The organism is Amycolatopsis sp. NPDC114505 (genome assembly GCF_055633615.1).
Map to the genome: position 1 here is coordinate 1,246,063 of NZ_JBVKDV010000003.1, position 26,807 is coordinate 1,272,869.

A 26,807-nucleotide genomic window follows, 5' to 3' on the forward strand; every position below is an offset into this window, starting at 1 on the left:
GGGCTGCCCCGCTGAACACCCTGGTTACGGCCGAGGCGCCATCCGGTCGAGGTCGGCGACTTCGGCTGCCGTCAGCCGGATGTCGGCCGCGGCCACGTTCTCCTCCAGGTGCCGGACGCTCAGCGTGCCGGGGGTGGGGAGCAGTGCCGGCGAGCGGTTCAGCAGCCAGGCCAGCGCGATCTGCGCCGGTGGGACACCGCGCCGCCGGGCCGTTTCGGCCACCGGGCCGTCCTCGCCGGCCAGTGCCCCGGTCGCCAGCGGGAGCCACGGGATGAACCCGATGTGCGCCGACTCCGCGTAGTCCACGAGCGGGTCGGCCGTGCGGTCGACGAGGTTGTACTCGGCCTGGACCGTCGCGATGTCGGCGTGTACCCGGGCTTCCCGCAGTTCGGCCAGCGTCACCTCCGCCAGCCCGATGCACCCGATCTTCCCCTCGTGGTGCAGCTCGGTGAGCAGGCCGAGCTGGTCGGCGATCGGCGCGTGCGGGCTGAACCCGTGCAGCTGGAACAGCGGGATGCGGTCCAGCTTCAGGTAGTACAGCCGCGTCTCGATCTGCTTGCGGAGGAACGAAGGCCGCGGCAACGGCTCCCACTCCCCCTGGGGCGTCCGGAGCAGCCCGCCTTTGATCATCAGCAGCAGGTCGTCGGGGAACGGGCTCAGCGACTGGGCGATGAGCTCCTCGTAGTCGAAGGGCCCGGACGACTCGGCGACGTCGATGAGGTTCACCCCGAGGTCGACCGCCTCCCGGAGCACCCGCTTCGCTTCCGCGGCGTCTTCGGGATGGCTCCAGACGCCGGACTCGCTCATCCGGGCGGTCCCGAGCCCGAGCCGGGTGATTTCGTGTCCGCCGATCGCGTAGGTACCGCATCGGTCGGGAAGGGTTCCGGGCATGGTCGTTTCTCTTTCGGCGCGTGGTCTGTCGATGTCGGTGTGGATCAGCTGTCGGTGAGCGCGCCCGGGCGCGCCGGCACGTCCAGGTCGTACCGGCGCAGGCGGAACACGTCGAGCCGCGTGTCGTAGTACTTGCCGGTCTGCCCGACCCACTCCAAGCCCATCCGGCGCACGGCCGCCGCGGCGCGCCGGTTCGCGGGGCGGGAGACGGCGAAGATCTCGTCCACGCCGGCGTCGAACGCGTAGTGGGCGACCGCGTCGCCCAACTCACCGGCGTACCCGCGGCCCCACCGGCCGCGGGCGATCTGGACGCCGACCTCGAGGTCGATGTCGTCGGGCGGCAGCGGCAGCAATGAGACCGCGCCCACCACCCGCCCGCCGGCGCGTTCGGCGACCTTCCACCGGCCGACCGGCGGCTCGGCGGCCGGACCGGCCGAGACCCAGCCGTCGAGAAGCCGCCGCATGGCGGCCAGGTCCGGCACCCGCGCCATGGCCGGCGCCAGCCACCGGGCCACTTCCCCGTCACCGAAGATGCCCAGGGCCGCTTCGGCGTCGGAGGTGCTCCACGGGGTCAGAAGCAGGCGAGCGGTCCGGATCCGCGGTCCGTCGATTTCGACCGCATGCGATGCCCGGGTCAACTCCGCACTCCTCAGCGAACGCGGGGCGCGCGCTCGGGCACCGTCGCGCGCCCGGGGAACCGGCCGTCGACCAGGTCCTGGTATTCGGGGTGGTCGGCGATGTAGTCGGCGACGAAGGTGCAGTAGTTGGTGAGTTTCCGGTCCTGGGCGCGCAGATCGTCCAGCGCGTGCTTCACCAGCCGCGTCGCGATGCCCCGGCCCCGGTAGCCGGGTTCGACGATGGTGTGGCTCACCGTCACCCGCTGCCCACCGCGCGGCACGTGGTACACGATCATGCCGACGACCTTCCCGTCGACCACGGCTTCGTACGATCCGGTGTCGCCGTTGCGTCGGATGTCCATCTCGGCGGTCATTTCACTTCTCCTGAGGTCTTCTCTCGGCGGTTCGGCCGAACGGCACGGTGAGGTGCCAGGGGGAATCTTCGAGCGGGGAACCCGGCACTTCGAACGTCGTGGTCCACTCGTTCCGGGCGACGTCGCCCTCGGAGAAGGTCAACGTCAGGGTGCAGGGCCCGGTCCGGGGCGCTCCGCGGCCGGCGAGGTGGACCACGTCCGGGATCATGCTCAGCAGGACCGCGTTGACGTGGAGCTCGCGGTGGCCGTCCGCCGTGTTCCCGCCCGGCCGGTGGGTCGTGGCGAGCATGATCTCGGTTTCGCCCAGCACCTGTGCGCTGATCGAGAGTTCCCACGGCAGCGGCGGATCGCCGCCGTCGGTGGTCACGACGGCCGAGGACAGCTTCAAGGCCGCCGGCCTCGCCGCGAACCCCAGCTGCTCGGTCACCGTGATGGCCCTTCGTTCGGCGCGGCTTCGTTCTCCGGCACTCATCATGCCTCAAAGAGAACTATTTAGTCCAGTTTCTGATCGCAGACTCCGCCACTGTAGGTCAGATCACGACGACGACTGGACTGCCCGGTCCATCATCGCCGGACGAAGAGCCCCGTCACGACTGCGGCCGCACCGCCGAGCGGAGGGCCGGGAAGCTGACCCGGCCCCGGTAGACGCGGCCGTCGACGAACAACGCCGGGGTGCCCCGGACCCCCAGCTCGGCGCCGGAGGTGTAGTCGGCCACGACGGCGGGCCGGAACCGCTGCACGGCCTCGCCGGTGACCTCGCCCGCCCCGATCCGCGCCGCGTAGGCCCGCAGGTGGACGTCCGTCAGCTCACTCTGGTGGGTGAGCAGCAAGTCGTGCATCTCCCAGAACCGCTCCCCCGACGCCTCCGCGGCGAGCGCCGCGGTGAGCGCGTACGGGTGGATCGTGAAGATCGGGAAGTGGCGGAACACCAACCGGATCGTGCCGTCCGAGCCGTCGACCAGCCTGCGCAGCTCGGGTGCCGCCGCGGCGCAGTACGGGCACTCGAAGTCCGCGTACTCCACCACGGTCACCGAAGCCGCGGGATCGCCGTACACATGACGGTCCGGATCGACCTCACTCGGTGTCGTCACAGACGATCCCTCCGCACGACGGGTCCATTCGGGACAGTGCGCGCCCGACGTTACCCGGTGGCCGGTCGGGCATACTCGGCCTGTGAAGCCCGACTCGAGCCGGTTCGCCGAAGGACTCCTCCCCCAGCTGCCGGCCATGGCCCGCCGGGTGAGCACCCCGCTGCCGTACGTCACTGCCGGGTTGCGCCGGTTCCTGCTGACCGAGGCCGGCAGCGCGGTCCTGCTCCTCGCCGCGACGGCGGCCGCACTCGTCTGGGCGAACGCCGCGGGCGCGAACTACGACGCGTTCTGGGGGATCCAGGCGGGCGTGGAAGCCGGCGGCGCGCACTTCACGCTGGACCTTCGCGCCTGGGTGAACGACGTGGCCATGGTCGTGTTCTTCGCCGTGGTGGGCTTGGAGATCAGCCGGGAGGTGTCCGTCGGCGAGCTCCACGACCTGCGCTCGATCGTCGTCCCGGCCTGTGGTGCGCTCGGCGGGCTGGCCCTGCCCGCGATCATCTACTTCGCTTTCGCCGGTTCGGGCCCGGCCGCCGCCGGCTGGGGCATCCCGATGTCGAGCGACACCGCGTTCCTGATCGGCGTCCTGGCACTGTTCGGTCCCCGCTGCCCCGACCAGCTGCGGCTCTTCCTGCTCACGCTGGCGATCGGCGACGACATCGGGGCGATCGCGGTGATGGCCGTGTTCTACACGCACCACGTGTCGGTCGTGGCGCTCGCCGCGGCGGGGGTGCTGGTCCTGGCGCTGCTCGCCCTGCGCGCGCTGGGCGTGTGGCGGCTGACGCCGTACCTGGTCGCCGGCGCCGCGTTGTGGGTGGCGGTCGACGCGTCCGGCGTGCACCCGACCCTGGCCGGCGTGCTCATCGGGCTGCTCGTGCCCGCCGGCGCGGTCGACGGCCACGCCCGCGAACGCCTCCGCCTCTACGGGCGGGCCGTGATCGAGCGCGCGGACCCGACGCGGGTGCGGCTCGCCACCACCGCGATGAAAGCCACCCTTTCGGCGAACGAGCGCCTGCAGGCGATCCTGCACCCGGTCAGCGCCTTCGCGATCATCCCCGCGTTCGGCTTGGCCAACGCCGGCGTGCGCCTCGACGGCGACGCCTTGCGGGCGGCGGCTTCCTCCCCCGTCACCCTCGGCGTCGCGGTCGGCCTGGTCGCCGGCAACACCCTCGGTATTTCCCTGGGCGCGGGAATCGCGCTCCGGACCGGCATCGCGACGTTGCCCGGCCGCGTCCGCTACAGCCACCTCATCGGCGGCGCGATGCTGGCCGGGATCGGCTTCACGATCGCGTTGTTCATCACGGATCTCGCGTTCACCGATCCCGGGCTTCAGCAGCAGGCCAAGGTCGGCGTCCTCGCCGGTTCGCTCTGTGCGGCGGTCCTGGGGTCGGTCGTCCTGCGGTTCCTCGGCGAACGGCTCCCGCTGTGCTCCTTCGACGAGCAGTTCGCGCTTCCGGAGCTGCCCGAAGGCCCGTGGCTGGACCCGAGCGTGGCCTAGCGGCATCGTGAGCGGCCATTATCGTTGACCCGTGAGCGACCGAACGGCCGAGCGCCGCCCCCGGACGACGGGTCTCGACCTGCACCTGGGGCGGCTCGACGGGAACGTGCGGGCCAGCCTCACGGACGCCGTCCGCGAGGCGATCCGCGCCGGCCGGCTCGCGCCCGGGACTCGGCTGCCGTCGAGCCGTGCCCTGGCCGCCGACCTGCAGGTGGCCCGCAACACCGTCGTCCGGGTGTACTCGGAGCTCATCGACGAGGGCTGGCTCACCGGGCTGCAGGGTTCCGGCACCGAAGTTGCCGAACGGGTCGCCGACTTCGTCGACGGCCGGCCGCGGCCGGCCGACACCCGCTCGCGGCCGGGGCACGACCTGCGGCCCGGGCACCCGGACCTGTCGTCGTTCCCGCGCGACGAGTGGATCCGCGCGGTGAAGAAGTCGGTCGGCACCACGCCGTTCGAGGCGTTCGGCTACACGGATCCCCACGGCCGCGGCGAACTCCGCGACACCCTCGCCCGGTATCTCACGCGGGCCCGCGGGCTGCGCGCGCACGCCGGCAACGTCGTCGTGTGCGGGGGCGCCGCGGAGGGGCTGCGACTCGTCGCGGCCGCGCTCGCGGCGGCCGGGGTGACGCGGGTGGCGGTCGAGGAGTTCGGCCTGCCGTCCCAGCACCGCACGCTGGCCGGCGCCGGGCTCGAAACCGTTCCCCTCGCCGTCGATGCCGACGGCGTCGACCCGGCGGCGCTGGACGGGTTGCCGTCGATCGGGGCCGTGCTCCTCACCCCGTCGCACCAGTTCCCGCTGGGGGTCGCGCTGCGTTACGACCGGCGCGCGGCCGTCGTCGAGTGGGCCCGCCGGCGCGGCGCGCTGGTCATCGAAGACGACTACGACGGCGAGTTCCGCTACGACCGGTCCCCCGTCGGCGCACTGCAGGGCCTCGACCCCGAGCACGTGCTGTACCTGGGCACCGCGAGCAAGTCGCTCGCGCCGGGCCTGCGCCTCGGCTGGCTCGTGCTGCCGGACCGCCTCGTCGGCGCGATCGTCGCCCAGAAGGGGGAAACGGAGGAAACCGTCGGGTTCGTGAACCAGCTGGCGATGACCGAGTTCGTGGAGTCGGGCTCCTACGACCGGCACATCCGGGCGATGCGCGCGCAGTACCGCCGACGGCGCCGGCACCTGGTCGAGACGCTCGCCCGGCACGCGCCGGAGGTGCGAGCGGCGGGGATGGCCGCCGGATTGCACGTCGTGCTCGAACAACCCGGGCGCACGGGCGGCGAACTCGTGCGCCGGATCGCCGACGAGCAGCTGACCGTCGAGCCCCTGGACTTCTTCCGACATCCCGGCGCCGCCTCGGACCGCGACGGCGTGGTGATCGGGTTCGCCGCACCCTCGCCGAGCGGGTGGTCCGGCGTGCTCGACGCGCTGATCCGCGCGCTCACGTGACCCGAGTGGTTCCCGCTCGCGCGTCCCAAGTGGACCCCGGTGCCACCCTCGGCCGGAGCTAGCCTCGCGGACAGGCCGGCAGATGACGCGGCCGCCCCGTTGCCCGCTCACCACGAGGACTCAGCATGAAAGCCATCATCGTCAAGGACCCCGACGCCGGGGTCGACGGGTTGACCCTGACCGACCTCCCGGCTCCGCACGCCGCGGGGAACGACGTCATCGTGCGGGTGCACGCGGCCGGCTTCACCTCCGGCGAGCTGGAGTGGCCCGGCACGTGGACCGACCGGTCGGGCCGGGACCGGACGCCCAGCGTGCCCGGTCACGAGCTGTCGGGCGTCGTCACCGAGCTCGGCTACGGCACGACCGGCCTCACGGTGGGACAGCGCGTGTTCGGGCTCGCCGACTGGACCCGCGACGGGTCGCTCGCCGAGTTCACCGCCGTCGAAGCCCGCAACCTCGCACCGCTGCCGGCCGACATCGAGCACGCCGTCGGCGCCGCGTTGCCGGTCTCCGGACTGACCGCGTGGCAGGCGTTGTTCGACCACGGCCGCCTCCAGGCGGGACAGACCGTGCTGATCCACGGCGCGGCCGGCGGAGTCGGCTCGATCGCGGTGCAGCTGGCGAAGCGAGCGGGGGCGACCGTGATCGGCACGGGCCGCGCCCACAACCGTGACGTCGCCCTCGACCTGGGCGCCGACGCGTTCGTCGACCTGGACAACGACAAGCTGGAAGACGTCGGCGAAGTCGACCTGGTGCTCGACGTGTTCGGCGAAGAGATCGGCGTGCGCTCCGCCGGCCTGGTGCGCGCGGGCGGCACGCTGGTCACGATCGCCGCCCCACCGGAGTTCGAGCCGCGGTACGGGCGGTCGGTCTTCTTCGTCGTGGAAGCGGACCGGGCCCAGCTCGCCCAGTTGGCCACGCTCGTGCGCGACGGCAGCCTGCGCGTGCTGATCGGGACGCGCCATTCGCTGGCCGACGTGCCCAAGGCGTTCGGTGCCGGACGGCAGGGTGGCGGGAAGCCGATCGTCGTGGTCGACGAGTCGTAGCGATCCGGGCGTCGTGGAGACGCTGCCGAGCGGGCGCGGCCGTTCCGGTCAGCGGTTCGTGAAGTCGAGCAAGACCTTCGAGGCCTTCGCGCGGTCGAAGGCCGCGATCGCCTCCGCTACCGGGAAGCGGTGGGTTACCACCGGATCCATCGGCAGGCCCCGGCGAGGAGCGGCTTATCGCGCCGGGACGACGGTGATCGAGGTCAGCGGCCTCGCCCCGGTGCTGGCGGCATATTGGCTTGCCGCCGCACGGGGTGGTGTCTACGTTCCGGTGATGCGACTGCAGGCAGTGACCTTCGAAGCGGGCAACCCGGCTGAACCGGCACGCTTCTGGGCCGGGCTGCTCGGCCGGGACGTCATCGACGGGGCCCTGCTCCCCGGCGGGGACACCCAGCTCGGCCTGCGGTTCGTACCGGGGCGCGACGGCCAACCCGGCGCGAACCGGATGCACCTGCACCTGACCAGCGCCGACCTCGACGACCAGCGGCACACGGTGGCCACGGCGATCAGGCTCGGTGCCCGCCGCCTCGATGTCGGGCAGCGACCCGAGGAAGGGCACGTCGTCCTGGCCGACCCGGCGGGCTATGAGTTCTGCGTGATCGAGCCCGGCAACGGCTACCTCGCCGGGTGCGGCCCGCTGGGCGAGCTCACCTGTGCCGGCACCCGGCGGGCCGGCCGGTTCTGGAGTGAGGCGCTGGGCTGGCCCCTGGTGTGGGACCGGGGCGAGCAGATCGCGATCCAGTCACCGCGCGGCGGCACGAAACTCGCCTGGGACACCTGGGATGGCACGCCCGCGTCACCGAACCGGCAGCGCTTCGAACTGCTCCCGGCGGACGGCGACCAAGAGGCGGCGGTCGAGGCGCTGATCGCCCTCGGCGCCTCTCGGCTCGACGCCCGCGATGACGGCACCGTCGTACTGGCGGATCCGGACGGCAACGCGTTCTGCGTGCGCCTCCCCGGCGGGTCCGGATGACCGAGGGCCGAGCCGATCGGCCGGCGACGGGCGTGTCGGGTCTCGTGGGGCCACCATGACCACCGCCGCTCGCACCGGAAGCCCGGGCCGGGCCGATCGGCCTGTCATTCCCCCAGGTCGCCGACCCGGCCGCCGGCTAGTGGTCGTCGGCGTCGAGGCGGCTCAGTGCCGCGGTGAGGAATGCGTCCCGGCGTTGTCCGAGCAGGCCGGCGTCGAGGTCTGTTCTGCCCTGGTCGTGGAGCGCCGGCACGCAGAACGCCATGTCGGCCAGGGTGACTGATGCCGCGACGACGTCCCAGTAGGCGACCTGCTCGGCTCGTCGGCCGGCAGCCCGCTGCCACCCCTCCAGGACCTGCTCCGCGGCGGGCAGCCCGAACATCAACGCTGCGTCGAAGCGCGCTCCGCCGAGGTCGATTCCCGGCGATCCGGCTCCGGCGCAGTCCCAGTCGACCAGGCCGGTGCAGCGGTCGCCGGACCAGAGGGTGTTCCCGAACCACAGGTCGCCGTGCACGAAGACGGTCGGGCCGCCGGGCGCGGGCAACCGTTCCAGGCGTTCTTCGGCCGCCGTCAGCAGCGCGGTCGTGCCCTTTTCCCGGCGTTGGGCCGCGAAGTCGACGTCCGCGATCGAGCGGGTCCGCACCGGCAGAGCGGTCCGGGGCGCCAACGGGACCGCCTGCAGCGCCGCGGCTGTGGCCCCCAGGCCCCGCAGCCGCTCGGCGGAGGCGACCGAGGGGATCCGGCTGTGCCCGGGCAGGACCGTCGTCAGCACCGCCAGGACGCCCGCGGCGGACCCGTCGAGATCCGTGGCGATCAGCCGGGCCGCGGGCAGCCGGTGGTCGCCGGCGACGCGCAGTGCTGCCACCTCGGTGGCGAACCGCTCGCAGTGGTCGGGATCGGCGGGGTCGCCGAGCCGCAGCACGGCCGCCTCGACGCGGCTGCCCGGTTCGAACTTCACAAGCCACGGATTGGCCCCCTGTCGTAGGCCGGTGGCCAGGTGGGCGCTGCCTCCCGCCGCGTCGCTCACCCAGCGCCGGACCTTCTCGGACAGTTCGTGCACCGTGATCACACCCCCGTGTCGAGCCTGAACATCGAGCGACCACGATGGCACGGGCGCCGCCGGCTTCAGCACCGGCTGCCGAGATGGGTGCGCAGTGCCTGGCCGAACCAGGTGAACACCGGTTCCAGGTCCGGGAGCGGAGGCCGGCCGTTGATGGTGGCCACCAGCTGCCAGTACCGCGTCACGCGAGGATCGTCGGCGACCTCGAGCCGTTCGAGGATCCATCGCTTCAGCTGGTCGTCATCGGCCTTGCCGAAGGTCTCGGTGTAACGCGCGGTGAGCGTGGCGACGATGCCGCCGGCCTGCTCCGAGTCCGGTGCGATGCCCGCGGCGAGCGCCCGGCCGACGTCCTCGCGCACGGTCTCGGTCAGGTCGTGGTGCAGGCCGGTCGTGTCCCCGTCGGCGCGTTGGGCGGCCTGGTACTCGGCCATCCGCCGCACCGCGGCCCGGAAGTCGTTGTCCTGGACCAGCTCCACGAGCTCCATCCACGCCTCGACTTGTTCGGGAGTGGCCATCTCCTGAGGGGTCGATCCCCGGTTCGCGACCGCGGCCAGCACCGAGCGCCGCAGGCGCAGGACCCGTATGTGCACGTCGAGGGCCGCCGCGTGCGCCGCGGCGACCTCGGCCAGGGAGGTCTCGTCGGTCAGCACGCGCCGGATCGTGGCCAGGTCGATGTCCAGCTCGCGGAGCGTGCGGACCAGTTCCAGGCGGCCCAGGGCGGCGACGTCGTACAGGCGGTAGCCGGCCGGGCTGTGACAGGTCGCCGGAACGATCCCCTTGTCGGAGTAGAACCGGATCTTCTTGACGGACAGACCGGTCCGCGCGGCCAAAGCCCCGATCGTCAGGAGGTTCTCGTCGTCCATGCCCCCAGCGTGCGGTCTCCCCCTGACGGAGACTCAACTCTTCACCCGGCATTCACGCGTTGATCACCTGAGCACGCCGGTTGTGTCAGGCTGGTGTGCGTGCACGCCGAACACACCGAAGAACCACGGTCCGTGGCCGACCTGGCCGCGGACCCGGACTGGGTGATCACCCGCACCGGCACGACCGGGCAGTGGCTCACCGCCGAGCGCGTCCTCGAGCGCGACGGCCGGCGCCGGCTCCTCGGGCTCACCCCGATCCGGCCCGGCACCGTCGCGCTCATGCTGTGGTCCGGCGGCGACGTCGTCGAGCACTTCCGCGGCAGCGAGGCCGAGGCCTGCTCGACGGCCCTCCGGTGGACGGCCGAATTCCTGGCCGGCGAGCGCTAGAACCCGGTCGCCTCGCGCGCCACCGGACCCGGCCGAGTGGGTCCGGTGGCGCTGGGGCGGCCGCTACGCCAGCGTCCACTCCGAGGTCCAGCCCAGCGGCGGGGCGTAGCGCTGAACCCAGTACTTGTTGCTGGCCGCCACCCAGATCACGACCCCCTTGGATCCGTTGGGGGTCTCGTCCACGGCGTAGGCGATGTCGTCGGCGAGCCCGTTGCCGCCCATCTTCTTCCAGCCTCCGGAGTTGGGCCACGCGTGCCAGACCGTGCGGTCGGTGGAGATGCCGAAGCACTCGTCGCTGGTGTGGATCCAGTCGACGACCATGACGAAAGACCCCTGTTTGAACGTGCCGTAGTAGCCGTAGCAGGAAACCCTGCCACTGGCCGGTACCGCGGTGTAGTGGAATGACGTGCCAGCGGCCGCGGCCGGCGCCTGCGCGGCCGAACTCGCCGTCGGAGTCGCGTTCACCGCCGCGTTCGCCGCCGCCGGCGAGGCGGAGGTGATCACCGCGGCGAGCACCATCCCCGCCGCCATCGACCAGCTTCGCGCCACTCGTGTCCGGAACATCATCCGGTACTCCCCTCACCAGCCGCGCCCGGTCGTTCCGGACGCACCGACGACCAACGCCCGGGTCGCATACCCGGTTTACGCGCACTCGATCGATTCACCCGATCGGCCGCACGACGAGTTCGGGAAGTCGGTGCGGTGAACGCTATTTCTCCCGCGGCGCGGGATTGTGTGATAGGACGGATTCCGGCTCGCCAGGGACTGTGAGCGAACGATGAGGGGAAAGCCGATGCGGAAGAATTCCGGATTCACGTCACAATGGCCGGCGACGGCCAAGAGGAAGGCTCGCGCGGCGATGGCAACGGCTGCCGCAATCGCCGGGCTGGTTCTGATGGAAGCACCCGCGGCCACCGCCGCACCGGCCGGGACTTCCCATGACTTCCTGGTCTACGGCGCGGACGGAAGCAGCTACATCACCGGAAGCGTGCTCTTCGCAAACCGTTCGGCCAGCGTCCAGGCGACATTTCACGCGGTCGGGTGCCGGCGGTTCTACGCTTACGCACTCGCGGGCACGACTCAGTTGGACGTCAGAAACACGAGCACTCATTGCAACTCCAACACCGGGGAGGACATCCCTCTCAAAGCCGATGTCCCGGGTGGAGCCAATCACGTCAAAGTCAGCTTGACCGACCAGAACGGACAAAACCCTCGCACCGGCGATATTTATCGCTGAATGGGATCTGATTCTCACCGGCGGGTGAAGACCGGCTTGCCCGCCGGCGGCTCCAGCAGTACCTCGACGGCGTCGGCGTAGTCGAACGGGCCGGCCAGGATCGGTGCTGGGTCCAAGGTTCCGTCGCCGACCAGCTTCAGCACGTCCGGCACGTGCGGGCTCGCGTGAGGCGGACCCACGACAAGATTGATACCCGTGCCGTACAAAGCGAAGTACGGCAGACGCGGCTCTCCGAAGTAGACAGACCGGATCACACACGTGCCGCCGGGGCGGGTGGACAGCAGCGCGCACCGGAACCCCTCCGCCGCGGCCGACGCGTCCACCACCAGGTCGAAACGGCCGTCGAGGCGGTCGGGGTACGCGTCGGCCGCCACCACCGCGGCGCCCGCGGCCGCGGCCTTCGCACGCCGCCCTTCGTCCACGTCGAAGTACGTGACCTTCGCGGCCCTCAGTGCGATGGCGCTCAAGACCGTCAGCAACCCGAGGCTGGCCGTTCCCCCGACCACGAGCACCTCGGCCTCCGGCTGAGCATCCAACGTCGGCCGGACCGCCTGGAAGGCGTCGGTCAGGTTGTCGCTGGCCGAGGCGGCCAGGAACGGCTCGATCGACGACGGTAGCGGCGTGAGGTTGTGCCGTGCCCACGGAACGCGCACCAGCTCGTCGAACAACCCACCCCACAGGCCGCCGACGCTCGTGCCGAAGGACGCCAGCGCCGGCACCGAAGCGCACGCGCCCGGGAGGTCGCGCCGGCAGTTTTCGCACGTTCCGCAGCTGATGTGCCACGGGATGACCACCCGCTGGCCGATCCGGAGCTCCGGCTCGTCGCCGGCGAGGTCGACGACTTCGCCGACCGCCTCGTGGCCGAGCGCGAACGGCGTCTCGAACGGCGAAGGCGACACCACGAGCCGCCGGTCGAGGTCGCAGGCCGCGGACGCGATGGGCCGCACCAGTGCGTCGCCGGACGCGGACACGCGGGGCGCCGGCCGGTCTTGCCACTGCAGGCTCCGGGGGCCGGTGAGGACGAGGCTTCGCATGGGTCTCCCGACACCGACTAGACGATTCTCTCTAGAGAGAAGACTCTAGAGAGGGCGTTCGCTATCGTCAACCCATGCCACGACCCGTCCACGACACCTCGGCGATCCTCGACGCGGCAGCGCGGCTGCTCGCGACCGGGAGCGCCGACGCCATCACCATCGCCGGCGTCATCCGGGAAGCGGCGGTGTCCAGCGGCTCCGTCTACCACCGGTTCCCCAACCGCGCGGCGCTGCTGGCCGCCGTCTGGAACCGGGCGGTGCAGGGCTTCCACGCCGAGCTTTACCCGCTCTTCGACGACGAGCCGGTGGCCGCGGCCGCCGCCCTCGGGCGCCGGACGGTGTCGTGGTGCCGCGCCAACCCGGCGGACGCGCGGGTGCTGCTGGCCGGCCTCGGCTCCTTCGAACCCACCGCCTGGCCCGCGGAAAGCCGCAGCTCGCGCGAGGCCGACCAAGCACGCTGGGACCAGCACATCCGCCGCCTGGTGACCGACCTCAAGGCGGCGACCGGACGCGCGACGGCGGAGGTCCTCCTCATCGTCGTCGACCTGCCTTACGCCGCCGTGCGCCGCTACCTGGGCGCCGGCCGGGACATCCCGGCGACGCTCGACGGCATCGTCGAGCAGATCATCCGGTCACAGTTCACGCGGCGATGAGACGAGCACGGAGGAACGCGAGGATCTCGTCACGGGCTCGCACTGTCGGGTGGCCGTCCTCATCCGTGAAGTGCGCCGTCACGACACTGTGCGGCGTCCCCACCACCTCCCGGAAGAAGGGCGGCGGCGCGGGGTTCGCGCATTCCCCCGGCAGGACCCGGCCGTCGAATCGATCGCCGAGCAGCCGCGCATAAGCCGCGAAACGCTGTCCGGTGCACCATTTGTCGTTGTCGAAACGGTAGGCCAGCGCCGTCAGGTCGTCGCGGGCGAAGCGCTCCTGGATCGTGGCCGCGTCCTCGGGTGAGAGCTCGAGGCCGGCCGGGTCGTCCAACGGCAGCGACGGGTGGTTCAGCACCGGCGCGATCACGGCCGGCTCCAGCGCCATCGTCAGCGCGAAGTTGCCGGTGAAGCACATGCCCACCGCACCGACGCCCGGACCTCCGCATTCCTCGTGCGCCGTGCGCGCCAGGGCTCGCAGCCACTCCGCGACCGGGCTGGTGCCCCCGCCGGCGAACGCACGGAACTCCTTGCTGACACAGGCCCGCCGGAGGATCGGCTCGGCCAGTTCGACCGTGGGGTACGCGCCGTCGACGCCGAAGAGGGACGGCAGGTACACCGTGAACCCGGCGTCGCGCACCCAGCGCCCGAACCGCACCACGTCGGGACTGATTCCCGGCATCTCCGGCAGCACGATCACCGCCGGGCCGTCGCCGGCCACGTGAACGACCTTCTCCTTCCCGGCGAGCGAAACGACTCGCCGGGCGAAGCCGTCCAGGACGGCGTCGTCGACATCCACGGGCGTCCTCCACTATGCGACCGATCGGTCGTGTTGTCGGCAATCTACACGACCGATCGGTCGTCTACAATCACGTCATGGCCGACGCACCCTCCCCGCGAGCGGACGGGCGCCGCGCCCGCGGTGACCGGACCCGTCAGGACGTCGCCCGGCAGGCCGCCATGGCGGCGACCGTGCACGGGCTCGACTCCATCACCGTCGGCTCCCTGGCCGAGCGGACCGGGCACAGCAAGAGCGGGATCCTGACCGTGTTCGCCAGCCGGGAAGCCATCCAGCTCGCCGCCGTCGCCGAGGCCCGCCGCCTGTACCTGCACCACGTGATCGCTCCGGCGTGGGACGTCGAGCCGGGCCGGCTCCGCCTCCGGGCCGTGCTGGCGAACTGGGTCACCTACCTGCGCGACGGCGTCTTCCCCGGCGGCTGCTTCATCGCCACGACGTCGGTCGAGTACGGCCACCGGGAGGGCCCGGTGGCCGACGCGGTCCGCCGGCTCACCCGCGAATGGCTGCACCTGCTGGAAACCGAACTGTCCATTGCGGACACTACAGAGCCGGCGGACGACGCCTTCCGGATCGACGCGTACCTGCGCGCCGGCGCCACGCGCTTCCAGCTCTTCGGCGACGACACCGAGCTGGACCGCGCGCACCGCCTCGCGTCGGACGTCGTCGGCTGACGCCAACCGCGGCGTGCTCCAGGGCGAGGTACGGCGTGTCGTTGGCGAGGTCCACCGCCGGCTCAAGTCACCTTGATGACGACCTTGCCCGACGGGTGGCCGTTCTCGACGGTGGCCAGGGCGGCCGGAGCGTCGGACAACGGGTGGACCGCCGTGATCACCGGGGAGAGGACTCCCTCGAGCGCCAGCCGGGCGGCGCGCTCCAGGTTCTCGCGGTCGAGGCGCCGGTCGACGAAGCGGCCGCCGATGTCGGTCACGGACTGGTCGCCCACCGCGATGACGGTGTGCGGCTCGCGTGCCAGCGGGGCGATCGCCCGCAGGGAGGTGCCGCCGACCAGGTCGACGATCCCGTCGAAGCCGCCGGGCAGCAGCTCCCGGGCCGCGGCGACCACGTCTCCGGCGGTGTAGTCGACGAACCGCACCCCGGCGGCCTCGGCCTGCCCGCGCTTGGCGGCACTGCCGGTGCCGACCACTCGCAGCCCGCGCGCGGCGGCCAGCCGGGCGACCGCCAAGCCGACGCCGCCGCCGACTCCGTTCACCAGGATCGTGGCGCCGGCCGGGAGGCCGAGCTGGTCGAGCGCGTCCACCGCGGTCGTTCCCGCGATCGGCAGCGTCGCCGCCACGGTGGCCGACAGTCCATCCGGGACGCGGGCGGTGTTCGGCGCCGAGAGCACCGTCGTCTCGGCGTAGGTGCCGCCGCCGGTGAGCGCGAAGCCGAAGACCGCGTCGCCCACGGCGAGCCCGTCGACGTCCTCCCCCAGCGCGAGAACGGTCCCCGCGGCCTCCATGCCGAGCACGCGGGGAAACGGACGGCCGCCGTCGAGCCCGGGGACCAGGCCCGCGCGCAGGAGGTGGTCGAGGGGGTTGACCCCGGCGACGTCGACCCGGATCAGCACCTCACCCGGCCCCGGGACGGGATCGGGGCGGTCGAAGAATTCCTGCACCTCGGGTCCGCCGTGCGCGCCGAAGCCCCATGCCTGTCCCATTTTCCGCTGCCTTCCGGGTGACCGGCCCGGCGTTTCCGGGCCCTGCGGCCATCGTCACCGTTCACACCGGTGTCAGGGGCAACCGGCTGAGGCGCGGGTCACAGCGTCAGGCCGGCTGGGTCACCAGCTCCGCCTGGTGGCGCCGGTTGGCCTCGATCACCATGTCGAGCGCGTCGCGGGACTCCCTCAGCCGCGCGATGTCGGCGTCGATCCGGTCGCGCTCGCGCGTCATCGTGGCGAACGCCGACTCGACGACGTCCGGGTCGCTCGGCGTTTCGACGCACGGCAGCACCGCCGCGATCACCCGGCTGGACAGGCCCGCGTCGAACAGCTGCCGGATGAGCGACACGCGCTCGACCTCGGCGTCGGAGTAGTGCCGCTGTCCGGCGTCGGAGCGTGAGCTGGTCAGCAGGCCCTGCGCTTCGTAGTAGCGCAGCGAGCGGGAACTCGCGCCCGTGCGCCGGGACAGCTCGCCGATTCTCATACCGGCGAGGTTACGCCGCGGCCGACGTCACTCGGTGGGCGTCGGCGTGCTGGTGAGGAGATCGAACACGAGACCGCTCGAGCCTTCGCCCCTCCCCGCGCCCCGCTGCGCGCTCAGCCAGACCACCACCCGGCCGTCACGCCAGCGGGTGCGGTTGTAGGCCACCGACAGGCGGGTGCCGGCCTGGGTGACCTCCTCCTCGTTGACGAAGTACTGCTGCCCGCGGTCGAACCCCTCCCGCAGCAACGTGGTGCGGGGACGCACCGGCTGACCGTCGACGGCACCGGGCATCGCCGCGCGCTGGAGCTGGATCTCCCGGTTGTCGCCCGGCACGTGCACCGGGATGAACGGGATCCACTGCTCCGGGATGGTGTTCATCGCCGCGTACGACAGGGCCGCGCGTGGCGCGTCCGGCACCGGCGGTGCCGTCTGCCGGCGGCGGTAGGCGACGATCTCCGCCGCGGCCTCGCTCCCCCGGTGCGGCTCGCCGGTCGGCAGCCGGACGGTCTGCTCGATGCCCCACACCAGGTTCGCGTTCTCGTCGCGGATCAGCAGGACCTCCTCCAGCGGCGGGCCTTCGGCCACCTTGGGCACGCTCGGCGGCAGGAACAGGTCGGTGTCGGCGGGGACGTCGTCGCTGCCGATCGTGTCGAGGGTGAACATCGACCAGCGCTGCCAGTCCTCGTCGAAGCCGGCGCCCGCCGGGGTGACCCACTCGCGGTGGCCGAAGACGTCGGTGACCACGAGACCGCGGATGCGCGCGACGACGCCGGCCGGGAGGTCGCACGGCACCTGGTACCAGTCGTTGCTGAACACCAGCGCGAACTCCAGGAAGACCAGCCGGGCCAGGTCGGTGCTGTCCGGGCGGACGGCGGCGAAGTTGGTCTTGCCGTCCTCCACGGCCCACCAGCGCGGCAGCGGCATGCCGGAGTACCGGACCGGCGCCGGGAACACCGTCCTCGCCAGCGGCGGCTCCGGCGGTTTCGCGCCGCCGAGCGCCGGGCCGGGGTCGACCGAGAACGCGTGCCAGTCGAGCTCGCCGCCCGGGTATTCGCGCGCCGACAGGGTCTTCTCCGTGCCGCCCGGCGCGGAGGCCGCGACCGAGAACCGGTGCTCCAGCCGGCGCGGGTCCCAGGTGGCGTCGCCGTCGGGGTCCGACGGCGTCCGGCCGGCGGGCTGGTCGATCAGGGCGTCGAACCAGGCGACGAGCCGCTTGCCCGCGTTGACGAGCGGCGTGTGGTGCAGCAGCGGGATGGTGTTGATGCCGTCGTCGGCGTCGCCGCCCGCCTTGACGTGCAGGTACAGCTCGTACCCGTCCATGCGGCGACCGGCGGCCGCCTGCATCGTCGCCCAGACCGCCGGGTTGGCCCGCTGCGTGACGTCGGTGGCGGCGGGCAGCTTGATCGGGTACTTCTTCGCGTACTGCTCCTCGTACTTGAGCACGTGGCCGAGCAGCCCGAGCCGGGCGAGCAGCTTGAACCAGCGGTGCCCGATCGCCAGGCGCAGGTCGAAGGCGATCTTTTCGGGGCCGTAGGTGAACGTCAGCGGACGGCGTTCCGCGACCGTCTCGAGGGGACGGTCCGGCGGCAGGTCCTCGACCGGGCCGCCGAACGGCCGGAAGCGGCTGGGCCGCGACTGCGCGACCGAGTACGTCACGGTCACCGGCGAGCCGCCGTCGGTGCCGTGGAACTCCCCGAGCTGCCACTGCCGGGTCAGCAGCCACAGCGGGTCGCGGACCTCGGCGCGCAGCGCGCGGTCGAACTCGGTCGTGCGGGGCCGGCCTTCCAGCCGGTCGGCGGCGGGATCGGTCATCGGTCGGCCCTCCCGAGGTGCGCGGTCGTGTCGAGCTGTGCCGGCTCGACCGCGCGGGTCTTCGCCAGTTCGAAGGTCTCGGTGATCGCGTCGACCAGGTCGGTCGTCGCCCACTGCCCGCCCGCCACCCGCACCGGCGGCACGACCAGCAGCATCGCCTGCGGTGGCTCCGAATCGGGCCCGTTGTGGTGCACGGCGATCCCGGTCGTCTCGCGTTCGGCGGGGATCACCTCGGTCCACTCGTCCAGCAGCAGCCCGCACTGCTGGTCGCTGCCCAGCCCGGTCGCGTAGTGCGCGGTGAACAGCAGCCGGTCTTCGTCGAGCTGGTCGGGCAGGTCCGGGTCCTTCGCGAACTCCATGCCGAGCCAGTGATCGCCGTCCACGAAGGGCAGCTGGACCGGCGAAAGCTGGGGCTCGGGCCAGCCGAGGATGCCGGTGCCGAGCAGCCCGCCCGGCCCGAGGAGCGCGTCGGCCAGCAGGACCGTCTTTTCCCACAGGCGCGGCTTCTCGCGCACCCGCGCCATCCCGTGCAGCCAGTCGTCGACCGGGAAGTCGCGCGCCGGCTTGAGGTGCGCGACGAGGTCGTCGCTGTCGGCGCGGGCCTTGCGCCACTGCTGCAGCACCGCGGCGGGCGGGGCGAACTCGGGCACCGAGAGGACGTCCTCACCGAGCAGCGCCTTGAGCGCGTCGGTGCCGGCGCGGACCTTCTCCGGCCCGGCGACGGCCTGGTCGTAGAGCTGCAGGGCCTGGTTCGCCGCGGCGCGCCGGGCGGCCAGCTCGTCCGTGAGCTTCCGGGCCCGCGCCAGCAGTTCCGCGCCGAAGGCGACGACGCGGTCCTGGAACGGGGTCAGGTCGAGGCCCTGCGGGTCGAAGTCGGCCGGCGGCAGCTTCGCGGCGACGTCCTTGAGCAGGTCGCTCAGGGTCGTCCGGCCGGTGCCGGCCAGCTGGGTCAGCCCGTTCACGCTGGTGGTGAACGTGGTGCGCAGGTTCCGCACCCGGGTGCGCATCTTCGCCGGGGTGTCGTCCCGGCGTTTCGGCTTGGTCGTGAGCAGCCGCTCGGCCTTCTCCAGGAGCTGGAACCGCTGCTCGTTCGGCGTCGAGTTCGGCAGGTGTTCGTACTGGTCGAGCAGTGCGTTCGCCGCGGCGAGCGCGGCGGCCATCCGGGCGGCCAGCGCCGCGACGGCGGTCAAGACGCCGGCGAAGACCCCGCGCCGCCACTGCGCGAGCTCGCCCCAGCCGCTGCGCACCAGCCCGAACCCGCTCGCCGTCACCACCAGTTTCGCGTACCGGGTCAGGAAAGTGTCGATGCCGGTGAGGACGGCGGCCCGCTTGGGCGGTGCGCCGTCGGGGTAGAGCGGGCCGAGGTCGCCGGTGTAGTCGGCGACGTCGTCGATCAGGTCGACCAGGGAGGCCAGCACCGCGGCCGGGCGCTTCCGGGGCAGCGACACCGCGTCGTCCGCGGCCCGGTTCACCGCGGCGGACCCGGCCGCCGGCACCAGGTCGCTCTGGCGCAGCGGCCGGGCGGTCGTCAGCAACGTCCGCACGGCCGCGACCACCGGCGACACCTCGAAGAAGGTGACCTTCTTGTCGACGCGGGTGGTGTACTCGATGCGCAGCTCGAAGTCCGGGCGGGGCTTGCTGCCGTCGATGACGACGCCGAGGATCCGGTCGTCGAGGTCGGTCATCGCGGCCTCGTCGGCCGGGCGCAGCGCCCACAGCAGGTCGATCGGGGACAGCCCGGCGTCGGCCTGGCTGACGACGCGGCTGTGCGGGTCGCCGTCCTCGTCCTGCCAGGTCACCATGGCGACCACGTTCTCGGGTTTCGGCAGCACCGCCGGGAGCCAGTCGTCGACCGCCGGTTCGGCCTGCGCCCGCGGCTTGCTGTGGCCGAGGATCGGCGCGCCGTGGTCGGGGTCGAGGCCGGGGGTGAGCTGCAGGGCCAGCCGGTGGGTGAGCGTGGTCCCGCTGCGCGGGGTCTCCACCACCGACGGCGCGGGCGGGAGCGCTTCTTTGGCGTACGCGTCGAGCGCCGCCGACGCGCGTTCGGTGTTGCCCTGCAACGCCTGGTGGGCGCTCTCGGCCACGGTCACGTCGGCCAGCGCGTCCAAGGCGTTGCGCAGAGCGTCCACTTCGGACCGGATCAGGCCGGTCTGCGTCGCGTCCGCCGGCGGCAGGTCGTCGTAGCCGAACGGGTAGTCGTCGGGGTGCGGAGTGCCCGGTGGGGCCGTGTCGCGCAGCGCGTTCACGTGCCGCAGCAGGGTCAGCCCGTCGATGACGTTGCGGGCTTCGACCTGCTCGATGCTCGTGGGCGCGCCGGGGTCTTCGGGCGTGAGCGCGGTCTCGTCGATCTTGTTGGCCCGCAACGGGAACTTCAGGCGCAGCCCGGCGATGAACGCGTCGAGCCCGGCGCCGCGGTCGTGCAGCCCGCGTTCGAAGCGGTACCCGAGCAGCGCGCCGGGCGACTGGCCCTGCCGGATCCCGTCGGCGATGCCCAGCGCCAGCCGGACGCGCTCGGAGCTGAGGTTCACCGCGAACACGTCGGCGGCGCCGCGGCCGGCGTTCGCGAGGTACCCGGCCCGCAGCACGGCCGCGGTGCGGGCGTGCGCGGGCGAGGGCGTGTGGACGTACCCGGCGTTGGCCCGGTCGTGCGGGATCGGGCCGGCGCCGAACACGCTCGTCAGGTCGGCCGGCACGTCGACCTGGTCCACCGGGTCGGTGTCGCGGGCGAGGTGTTCGAGCCAGCCGTACGCGCCGAGGTGCACGCCCCGCACCGGGGTCCCGGCGCCGGTCGGTCCGTACCGGAGCTCGGCCAGCCGCTCGTTGACCAGCCCGAGCCGCCACGCGTCGAGGCGGTGCGTGGCGCAGTCGAGGTGTTCGGCGAACACCCGTTCCAGCTTCGCGGTGGGCAGCCCGGCCAGGATCGTGAGCGCCTGTGCCAGATCCGGCGGCACGGATCCGGTCCGCAGCACAGCCTGGCGGGCGAGTTGGTAGAGCAGCGCCGCGGGCGGCACATCGTCGGTGAAGCCCTGTTCGCCGCCGATCGTGGCCAGGTCGCTGGTGGCGAGCCAGGTCAGGTAGTCGTGGCCGTCGGCGGTGTAGGGCCGGATCAGGGCCGTCTCCGACAGCGGCCGGTCGTCGGCCACCGGGGTCCCCAGGGTCAGCGCCGGGTCGGCGGTGCGGTGGTACTCGGCCGAAGCCGGGTGCAGCGCGAGGATGTCGAGCAGGGTCTGGTGCGGATCGGCGCCGGGCTCGTCGAGGTCGGCGACGTGCGCGAGCGCGTCGTGCCAGCGGGGCGCGACCTGCTTGAGGGCGGCGTCGAGGGCGGTCCGGTGGGTCGCATCGGTCGGGAAGGCGAGCCGAGAGAACACGGTGGTCGGCAGGATCCCGTAGGGCTGGCGGCCGATCTTCACCGCCGGCAGCGGTCCCCGGCCGGAGACGTGGGCGAGGAAGAACTGCCGCGTCTGCTCGCCGGTCAGCAGCGACGGCAGCGGGTAGCCCGCCGTCGCCGCCCACAGCGCCGTGCCCGCGGCCCGCGCGTCGCGCCGGTCCGTGCCGTCGGCGTTGGGCGCCCCGGCCAGCAGGGCCGGGTCGAGACCGAGCAGTTCGGCGAACCAGGCGCCGTCGGTCTTGGTGGTCCAGTCCGGGACGGCGGCGGCGAACCCGGCCGCGGTGGCGAGGGCGGCGTCGGCTTCGGCCGCCGGGTCCTGGCCGGCCGGGCGTTCTTCGGAGTTGTTGGTCGGCGTGCCCTGCGGCAGGAAACCGAACCCGGACGGGCTGTGCAGCTGGTCGGCGAACAGGCCGCCCAGCGCCGTCGCGGTCTGCTCGGGCGCCGCCTGCTCGCGCAGGCCGAGCACGACGAGCCGGTCGAGGCCGTCGCGGAAGGCGTCCTGCAGCGGGATCCGCAGGCCCATCCCGGCGTTGACGGCCTCGGTGAAGTCGGTCAGCCAGCGCAGGGCGGGCGGCACGGACAGCTTGCCGGTCGTCTCGTCGATCTTCAGCTGGTTCGCGGCCGTCTCGTTCGGGTTCGGGCTCACCGCCAGCCCCTGGCGCACCGGCAGGCCGGTCGCGGTGAACACGAGCGCGCCGCCGCGGTACCCGGACACGGTGAACCGGTCGGGCAGCAGCGTCGCGGTGGCCGCGACCGTCCAGGACTGCGGCGCGACCTGCCCGGCCGCCGCGGCGGGCAGCACGAGGAAGGCGACCGTGACGGCGTCGCCCGGGGCGGCGGCCGCACCGTCCACACCGGACGGACGCCGGGCCTTGATCGCGGCGGCCCGGGTGGCGCTGGTGGCCGCGAGCAGGGCGATCTCGGCGGCGCGCAGCTTCGCGCGGTCGCCGTGCGCCTGCCACACGGCCGTCCAGTACGTGATCGTCGGCTGCTTGTCGTTGGCGGCGACGGCGGCCGGGCTCACGACCACCAGCACGACGGTGCCGGCGGGCACGCCCAGCGGGCGGTCGCCGGGGTTGGCGGGCTGCCGCTGCTTCAGCAGCCAGGCCGCGCGCCCGGCCGGGATCCGCGCGACGAGCTCGTGCCAGGCGGCCTGCTCCCCCGCCGGTGCTCCGCCGGAGGCCCACAGGGCCGCCCAGTACGCGTCCAGCGCGGCGATCTCGGCCGCGGTCGGGCGCGGCTCGAGCTTGGTCACCGACCATTCGTCGGGGAACACGCGGACCAGCAGCTCGGTCTGCGTGAAGCGCGTCTCGACCCGGACCGGGCCCAGCAGTACCGGGAAGTCAAGGCTGAGCTGGGGCATCCGGCAGCATCTCCTCGGCGTGCACGGCCACCAGCACGGGGGCCTGGAAGAGGATGTAGGCGACGTCGGCGGCGCTGACGTCCGGTTGCCACGCCGGGACGTGGTCGTCGTCGGCGCGCTGGTCGGTCTTTTCCTGGTCGTCCTCGTCGTGGTTGAAGTGGGCGAGGGTGACGGTGGGACCGCCGCCGAGCCGGATGAAGCCCTGCCCGGCCGGGTCGACCCCGGCCCACGACAGGTCGTTCCACACCTCGACCGGCACCGGCCCGCCGGGCGGTGCGTCGTCGAGCCCGAACCGCGGGTCGCCCGGCCGCTCCTTCAGCACGAAGAACCAGCCGAGGTCGCCGTCCGGCCCGCGCGCGGTGTCGGCGTCGAGGTCGAAGCCGAGCAGGTAGATGTCCGGGTCGGCTTTGGCTTCGTAGATGGGCAGCCGCACCAGGCCGCGCGGCGGGTCGACGCCTTCCGGCAGCTTCGCGAGGGTGCGCTCGCCGCTCTTGTCCTGCACGCCCGGCTCGTTCTTCTTGTCGGGCCACTCGGCTTTGTGGGCGTAGATCGCCGCGGTCGGGTACTTCCGCAGGAGCTCGCCGCGGATCACCAGCACCAGGTTGGCGGTGCGCGGCGGCTCCCCCGGGGTCAGGTTCGGGTTCTCGCCGAGCTTCGTGGTCTTGGCCCACCGGTGGATCGGCGGGATGTCGTAGAGCCGCTCGCGGCGCGCGTCCGCCGTCTCGCGCGGCTTCGGCGGCGCGGTGCGCGGGTCCCAGAACTGGCGGAACGGCGTGCCGCGCTGGTCGGTCGGGTATTCGCGCCAGAGCAGCTCGCGGGCCAGCTCGTGGTTGAGGCCGACGAGGTAGGACTCGATGAACTTGGTGTTCGCCTCGAGCAGGGTGATCGAGTTCGGCGGGAGCAGCCCGAGGTTGGGCACGAAGGTGTCCGTCGACATCTTCAGCAGCTCGGTGTAGGCCGGGATGTCGAACTTCGGGTACGCCATCACCTCGGTCAGTTCGCCGTCCTTCGGCGCGAGCCGCGCCGGCAGGTTCACCGCCGCGACGATGTTCTCGAGCACGGTCGTGTTCGCGTCGAGCCCGGTCACGACGGCGGTGGTGGTACCGGCGACGTTCAGCCGGGGCCGGTCTTCGGGCCCGGCCGCCACCCCGATCGGTCCCGGCGGCGGGACCAGCGGCGGCGCGGCGGCCACCTCCTGCTCGTCGATCCGGGCCAGCAGCGTGCCGAGCGAGGTGTCCAGGGTCTTCATCAGCCGGCTGCCCGGCCGCGTGATGCGGCGCATGGCGGGCGACACCGGCGCCGTCGCGACCCGGCTCTGCGACACCTTGAACCCGACGGCGAACACCTCGCCCGCCGCGGCCGCGAAGCCCCCGGCGGGCCGGTCGAGCACCTTGGCGTGGGCGGGCGCGGTGATCGTCAGCGCCCGGCCCGACGGCAGCGGCTCCGCGTCCGCGGCGAGCGCGACCGGACCGGCCTGCGGCCGGATGTGCTTGCCGTGCAGGATGTCGCCGACCTCGCGGGCCAGCTGCGCGGTACGGATCCAGGCGTTGGCCCGCCGGGCCTCGCCGAGCTGCTCCCAGGCCGCGGCCATCAGCTCCTCCTGCCGCGCCTGCACCACCTTGGTGCCGAAGTGCGCGGCGACCCGGAACCGCGGGTCGAGGTTGAGCCGGTGCAGCCAGCCGTGCACCTCGGCGTCGGGCAGCGGAGCGCCCTCGGGGGTGGTCAGCAGCTTCGGGGTGAGCGCGTGCCAGCGGCCGTAGAGCGGTGGCGTGATCACCGGGTCGACCTGGCCGGCGAGGTCCGGGATCTGCGGTGCCAGCGCGGTGTTCGCGGTGGCGGCGGTCTGGTGCTGGTAGGCCTCGGCGAGGTTGATCAGCCCGGCGAGCGCGCGCTGCCATTCGTTGGGGTACGGCGGCGCGGGCGGATCGGCCGGGTTCTGCTGGCCGTAGTAGTTGTCCCAGTTCTCGAACCGGTCGATGACCTTGTCGGAGTCGGGCAGCTGCAGCGCGCCGCCGAGGCGCAGCACCCCGTCCGGCTCGGTCGGGGTGGTCAGGCCGGGCAGCCCGAACCCCGGCGTCCGGTGCGCGTCCATGTCCCGCAGGCCGACGGGTTCCTTGGCTTCCAACGGTTTGAGCAGCCGGACCAGGAACTCGAAGTCGCCCGCCGGGCTCGTGGCGAACTGCCAGCGGTGGTAGTACGGCAGCCGGCCGGACGCCGGCATGCCCGCGACGCCCCAGCTCGGCGTGGTCGACGTGATCTGCCCCGGGTCGATGCCGAGCCCGGCCCGCCGGCCGGTTTCGAACGCGGGCACGAGGAACGCGTGGTAGGTCGTGGTCGGCTTGAGGTGACGCGGGCAGAGGATCCGCGAGCACGCGCTGTCCGGGGCGTCGCGCAGCACGCGCGAGAGGTTCGCCAGCGCCGCGCCCATGCCGGTGCGGTCGTCCACCTCGACCGGCACGTCCAGTTCGCCGTTGACGTGGACGTGCGCGAACGCGCCCAGTTCCGCGGGCGTCTGCAGCGCGTCCGGCGCGGTGACGGTGATGAACGGCAGCGGCCCGTCTCCCGCGCCGCCTTCCTCGAACTCGGCCGGGCCCGCGTCGTCGCCGGCGGCGAGCACGACCAGCGCGAGCCACGGCGCGAGCCGTCGCGTGGCGGTGTCGGGCGCGGCCGGGCTGTAGCGCCACGCGAAGTCCTCTTCGTAGAACTCGATGTGCGCCAGGTAGTTCGGCTCGAAGTTGGTGGTGAACGGCGGCGGCTCCATTCGCGAGATCTCGCGCGAGTCGATCCCGATCACGTCGCCGGGCCCGTAGAGTTGCACGGGCTGCTCGATCAGCTTGTGCGGCGCCGGACCGCCGGGGGTGAGCGCGTCGCCGGTCAGCTCCAGCTGGACCGGGATGGTCGCCCGGCCCGGCCCGGGCGCGCCGGTGATCCTGGTCGTGAGCCCGGTCCGCAGCCAGGGCAGGAAGGAGTAGGCGCCGTCGGTCACGTGCCGCTCCGTTCGGCGCTCGCGGTGAGCTCGACGGCCGTCGTCGCGGCGGCCAGCCCGGTGCGCGTGACACCGCCGGCGACGAGCACTTTCGTGCCGGACGACGCCGCCGCGAGCGCCCACCGGCCTTCATCGAGGCCGGCGAACGCCGTCCACGCCCCGCCCGCGAACTGCAGGGTTCCCCGGTAGCCGGTCTCGTTGTCGACGTGGTCGGCACCGCCGAGCACCAGCGCCTTCCCGGCCCCGAACGGGACGGCGCGGTGGAAGGCCCGCCCGGCGGGCATCGCGGCCGCGTCCTGCCAGGTGCCCGCGGTGAGGTCGTACACCTCGGCGGTGGCCCGGGCGAACGGGTCGAAGCCGTCGTCGCGCGCACCCGGCGCGCGCCCGCCCGCGACCAGGACGGACGTGCCCGACAGAGCGGCGGCGGAGTGCGCGCTGCGCGGGAGCCGCATGCTGCCGGTGGGGGCCCAGGTCGCGGTGACGGTGTCGTACAGCTCGCAGAAGGCCAGGTCCGCGCGGTCGGTGCCGCCGACCGGCACACTGCCACCGCAGACGAGCACCTTCTTCCCGTCCTGCAAGGAGATCGCGGTGTGCCCGGTGCGGGCATCGGTCATGTCGAGCTCGACGGCGGTCCACGTGCCGTCGGCGGGGTGGAAGAGCTCGGCCGAGCGCAAGGCGACGCTCCCCCCGCCGGCGCGCGGACCCGAGCCGCCGGCGACGAGGACGAGCCCGTTCGACAGCGTGGTGGCACTGTGCCCGAACCGCACGGCCGCCATGTCGTGCGCGGCCGGGGTCCAGGTGTTCGCGGTGGGATCGAAGATCTCGGCGCTGCGCAGCGCGGCACCGCCGTTGGTGCCGCCGCAGACGAGCACCTTGCCATCGGGCAGCACGGCCAGCGCGTGCAGCTGCCGGGCGGTCCCGAGCAGCGCGGGGGTCGACCATTTTTCTTGGCCCAGGTCGTAGACGGCACTTTGGCGCAGGCTCGCTCCGGTGGCGTCGGCACCGCCGGCGAGGAGGATCTTGGTGCCGCCCGCGAGGACGACGGCGGAGTCGTGCTGGCCGCGCCAGCAGGCGGCGGTGGCGTAGTCGGGTGCGGGCGACCAGGTGTCGGCCGCGAGAGCGGTGGTCATGGTGTCGTCCCCTCGGTCACGGCAGGTAGGTC

General features: G+C 72.9%; 24 protein-coding genes. 8 read left to right on the forward strand and 16 right to left on the reverse strand.

Annotated features, from left to right (window positions below):
- Positions 1-24 precede the first annotated feature (24 nt).
- The 5 genes from ACZ7OU_RS35155 to ACZ7OU_RS35175 form a co-directional block, all read right to left on the reverse strand.
- Entirely contained in the window at positions 25-891 is an 867-nt protein-coding gene (locus ACZ7OU_RS35155; protein WP_470258523.1) for an aldo/keto reductase, read from the reverse strand.
- Positions 892-935: 44 nt separating this feature from the next.
- Entirely contained in the window at positions 936-1,529 is a 594-nt protein-coding gene (locus tag ACZ7OU_RS35160; RefSeq protein WP_470258524.1) for a GNAT family N-acetyltransferase, read from the reverse strand.
- An 11-nt stretch (positions 1,530-1,540) separates the two neighbouring features.
- Positions 1,541-1,882 (reverse strand): GNAT family N-acetyltransferase, encoded by a 342-nt coding sequence (locus ACZ7OU_RS35165; protein WP_470258525.1) that lies wholly within the window; start codon positions 1,880-1,882, stop codon positions 1,541-1,543.
- Position 1,883: 1 nt separating this feature from the next.
- On the reverse strand, positions 1,884-2,309 hold the full coding sequence (locus ACZ7OU_RS35170) for a hypothetical protein (protein ID WP_470258526.1): 426 nt from the start codon (positions 2,307-2,309) through the stop codon (positions 1,884-1,886).
- 160 nt (positions 2,310-2,469) lie between these two features.
- The gene (locus ACZ7OU_RS35175; protein ID WP_470258527.1) at positions 2,470-2,973 is read right to left on the reverse strand and encodes a DsbA family protein; all 504 of its coding nucleotides are present in this window, start codon (positions 2,971-2,973) and stop codon (positions 2,470-2,472) included.
- 82 nt (positions 2,974-3,055) lie between these two features.
- Between ACZ7OU_RS35175 and nhaA the strand changes: the two genes are divergently transcribed.
- From nhaA to ACZ7OU_RS35195, 4 genes are all read left to right on the forward strand, one after another.
- The gene (gene nhaA, locus ACZ7OU_RS35180) at positions 3,056-4,468 is read left to right on the forward strand and encodes a Na+/H+ antiporter NhaA (RefSeq protein ID WP_470258528.1); all 1,413 of its coding nucleotides are present in this window, start codon (positions 3,056-3,058) and stop codon (positions 4,466-4,468) included.
- Positions 4,469-4,499: 31 nt separating this feature from the next.
- Positions 4,500-5,909, forward strand: a complete 1,410-nt coding sequence (gene pdxR, locus ACZ7OU_RS35185; RefSeq protein ID WP_470258529.1) for a MocR-like pyridoxine biosynthesis transcription factor PdxR — start codon at positions 4,500-4,502, stop codon at positions 5,907-5,909.
- Between the two features lie 125 nt (positions 5,910-6,034).
- On the forward strand, positions 6,035-6,955 hold the full coding sequence (locus tag ACZ7OU_RS35190; protein WP_470258530.1) for an NADP-dependent oxidoreductase: 921 nt from the start codon (positions 6,035-6,037) through the stop codon (positions 6,953-6,955).
- Positions 6,956-6,968: 13 nt separating this feature from the next.
- Complete coding sequence (locus ACZ7OU_RS35195) at positions 6,969-7,928, forward strand: VOC family protein (protein ID WP_470258531.1); 960 nt, start codon at positions 6,969-6,971, stop codon at positions 7,926-7,928.
- A 136-nt stretch (positions 7,929-8,064) separates the two neighbouring features.
- Here the strand turns inward: ACZ7OU_RS35195 and ACZ7OU_RS35200 are convergent, their stop codons facing one another.
- Both ACZ7OU_RS35200 and ACZ7OU_RS35205 read right to left on the reverse strand, forming a co-directional pair.
- Complete coding sequence (locus tag ACZ7OU_RS35200; protein ID WP_470258532.1) at positions 8,065-8,985, reverse strand: aminoglycoside phosphotransferase family protein; 921 nt, start codon at positions 8,983-8,985, stop codon at positions 8,065-8,067.
- 65 nt (positions 8,986-9,050) lie between these two features.
- Positions 9,051-9,848, reverse strand: coding sequence for a MerR family transcriptional regulator (locus ACZ7OU_RS35205; RefSeq protein ID WP_470258533.1), 798 nt, complete (start codon positions 9,846-9,848; stop codon positions 9,051-9,053).
- 99 nt (positions 9,849-9,947) lie between these two features.
- Here ACZ7OU_RS35205 and ACZ7OU_RS35210 point away from each other — a divergent pair, with 99 nt between their 5' ends.
- Complete coding sequence (locus ACZ7OU_RS35210; protein WP_470258534.1) at positions 9,948-10,235, forward strand: hypothetical protein; 288 nt, start codon at positions 9,948-9,950, stop codon at positions 10,233-10,235.
- A gap of 63 nt (positions 10,236-10,298) precedes the next feature.
- Here ACZ7OU_RS35210 and ACZ7OU_RS35215 read toward each other — a convergent pair whose 3' ends face one another.
- Positions 10,299-10,802, reverse strand: a complete 504-nt coding sequence (locus ACZ7OU_RS35215; RefSeq protein WP_470258535.1) for a hypothetical protein — start codon at positions 10,800-10,802, stop codon at positions 10,299-10,301.
- Positions 10,803-11,028: 226 nt separating this feature from the next.
- On the opposite strand from ACZ7OU_RS35215, the gene ACZ7OU_RS35220 reads away from it, so the two are divergent.
- Entirely contained in the window at positions 11,029-11,472 is a 444-nt protein-coding gene (locus ACZ7OU_RS35220) for a hypothetical protein (RefSeq protein WP_470258536.1), read from the forward strand.
- Positions 11,473-11,486: 14 nt separating this feature from the next.
- Here the strand turns inward: ACZ7OU_RS35220 and ACZ7OU_RS35225 are convergent, their stop codons facing one another.
- Positions 11,487-12,506 (reverse strand): zinc-dependent alcohol dehydrogenase, encoded by a 1,020-nt coding sequence (locus ACZ7OU_RS35225; RefSeq protein WP_470242646.1) that lies wholly within the window; start codon positions 12,504-12,506, stop codon positions 11,487-11,489.
- A 74-nt stretch (positions 12,507-12,580) separates the two neighbouring features.
- Here ACZ7OU_RS35225 and ACZ7OU_RS35230 point away from each other — a divergent pair, with 74 nt between their 5' ends.
- Positions 12,581-13,159 (forward strand): TetR/AcrR family transcriptional regulator, encoded by a 579-nt coding sequence (locus ACZ7OU_RS35230; protein WP_470258537.1) that lies wholly within the window; start codon positions 12,581-12,583, stop codon positions 13,157-13,159.
- On the opposite strand, the gene ACZ7OU_RS35235 is transcribed toward ACZ7OU_RS35230, so the two are convergent.
- Positions 13,146-13,955, reverse strand: coding sequence for a dienelactone hydrolase family protein (locus ACZ7OU_RS35235; protein WP_470258538.1), 810 nt, complete (start codon positions 13,953-13,955; stop codon positions 13,146-13,148). The genes ACZ7OU_RS35230 and ACZ7OU_RS35235 overlap by 14 nt on opposite strands.
- Positions 13,956-14,032: 77 nt before the next feature.
- On the opposite strand from ACZ7OU_RS35235, the gene ACZ7OU_RS35240 reads away from it, so the two are divergent.
- Positions 14,033-14,626: a TetR/AcrR family transcriptional regulator gene (locus tag ACZ7OU_RS35240; protein WP_470258539.1), complete on the forward strand. Its 594-nt coding sequence runs from the start codon at positions 14,033-14,035 to the stop codon at positions 14,624-14,626.
- A 62-nt stretch (positions 14,627-14,688) separates the two neighbouring features.
- Here ACZ7OU_RS35240 and ACZ7OU_RS35245 read toward each other — a convergent pair whose 3' ends face one another.
- The 6 genes from ACZ7OU_RS35245 to ACZ7OU_RS35270 form a co-directional block, all read right to left on the reverse strand.
- Positions 14,689-15,612, reverse strand: coding sequence for a quinone oxidoreductase family protein (locus ACZ7OU_RS35245; protein ID WP_470258540.1), 924 nt, complete (start codon positions 15,610-15,612; stop codon positions 14,689-14,691).
- A 106-nt stretch (positions 15,613-15,718) separates the two neighbouring features.
- Positions 15,719-16,096 carry a MerR family transcriptional regulator gene (locus tag ACZ7OU_RS35250; RefSeq protein ID WP_470258541.1) on the reverse strand — a complete coding sequence of 126 codons (378 nt, stop codon included), beginning with the start codon at positions 16,094-16,096 and terminating at the stop codon, positions 15,719-15,721.
- A 27-nt stretch (positions 16,097-16,123) separates the two neighbouring features.
- Positions 16,124-17,908, reverse strand: a complete 1,785-nt coding sequence (locus tag ACZ7OU_RS35255) for a hypothetical protein (protein ID WP_470242652.1) — start codon at positions 17,906-17,908, stop codon at positions 16,124-16,126.
- Positions 17,905-22,659, reverse strand: a complete 4,755-nt coding sequence (locus ACZ7OU_RS35260) for a hypothetical protein (protein WP_470258542.1) — start codon at positions 22,657-22,659, stop codon at positions 17,905-17,907. The genes ACZ7OU_RS35255 and ACZ7OU_RS35260 overlap by 4 nt, the downstream gene beginning before the upstream one ends.
- Complete coding sequence (locus tag ACZ7OU_RS35265) at positions 22,640-25,645, reverse strand: hypothetical protein (protein WP_470258543.1); 3,006 nt, start codon at positions 25,643-25,645, stop codon at positions 22,640-22,642. The genes ACZ7OU_RS35260 and ACZ7OU_RS35265 overlap by 20 nt, the downstream gene beginning before the upstream one ends.
- The gene (locus tag ACZ7OU_RS35270; protein ID WP_470258544.1) at positions 25,642-26,775 is read right to left on the reverse strand and encodes a Kelch repeat-containing protein; all 1,134 of its coding nucleotides are present in this window, start codon (positions 26,773-26,775) and stop codon (positions 25,642-25,644) included. Before ACZ7OU_RS35270 ends, ACZ7OU_RS35265 begins: the two co-directional genes overlap by 4 nt.
- Positions 26,776-26,807 lie beyond the last annotated feature (32 nt).

What these genes read in the sequence shown, in the direction of transcription:
- ACZ7OU_RS35155 (WP_470258523.1), bottom strand. Translation starts at nt 891, where the DNA reads ATGCCCGGAACCCTTCCCGACCGATGCGGTACCTACGCGATCGGCGGA.
- ACZ7OU_RS35165 (WP_470258525.1), bottom strand. Translation starts at nt 1,882, where the DNA reads ATGACCGCCGAGATGGACATCCGACGCAACGGCGACACCGGATCGTAC.
- ACZ7OU_RS35190 (WP_470258530.1), top strand. Translation starts at nt 6,035, where the DNA reads ATGAAAGCCATCATCGTCAAGGACCCCGACGCCGGGGTCGACGGGTTG.
- ACZ7OU_RS35205 (WP_470258533.1), bottom strand. Translation starts at nt 9,848, where the DNA reads ATGGACGACGAGAACCTCCTGACGATCGGGGCTTTGGCCGCGCGGACC.
- ACZ7OU_RS35215 (WP_470258535.1), bottom strand. Translation starts at nt 10,802, where the DNA reads ATGATGTTCCGGACACGAGTGGCGCGAAGCTGGTCGATGGCGGCGGGG.
- ACZ7OU_RS35220 (WP_470258536.1), top strand. Translation starts at nt 11,029, where the DNA reads ATGCGGAAGAATTCCGGATTCACGTCACAATGGCCGGCGACGGCCAAG.
- ACZ7OU_RS35225 (WP_470242646.1), bottom strand. Translation starts at nt 12,506, where the DNA reads ATGCGAAGCCTCGTCCTCACCGGCCCCCGGAGCCTGCAGTGGCAAGAC.
- ACZ7OU_RS35230 (WP_470258537.1), top strand. Translation starts at nt 12,581, where the DNA reads ATGCCACGACCCGTCCACGACACCTCGGCGATCCTCGACGCGGCAGCG.
- ACZ7OU_RS35240 (WP_470258539.1), top strand. Translation starts at nt 14,033, where the DNA reads ATGGCCGACGCACCCTCCCCGCGAGCGGACGGGCGCCGCGCCCGCGGT.
- ACZ7OU_RS35245 (WP_470258540.1), bottom strand. Translation starts at nt 15,612, where the DNA reads ATGGGACAGGCATGGGGCTTCGGCGCGCACGGCGGACCCGAGGTGCAG.
- ACZ7OU_RS35250 (WP_470258541.1), bottom strand. Translation starts at nt 16,096, where the DNA reads ATGAGAATCGGCGAGCTGTCCCGGCGCACGGGCGCGAGTTCCCGCTCG.
- ACZ7OU_RS35255 (WP_470242652.1), bottom strand. Translation starts at nt 17,908, where the DNA reads ATGACCGATCCCGCCGCCGACCGGCTGGAAGGCCGGCCCCGCACGACC.
- ACZ7OU_RS35260 (WP_470258542.1), bottom strand. Translation starts at nt 22,659, where the DNA reads ATGCCCCAGCTCAGCCTTGACTTCCCGGTACTGCTGGGCCCGGTCCGG.
- ACZ7OU_RS35270 (WP_470258544.1), bottom strand. Translation starts at nt 26,775, where the DNA reads ATGACCACCGCTCTCGCGGCCGACACCTGGTCGCCCGCACCCGACTAC.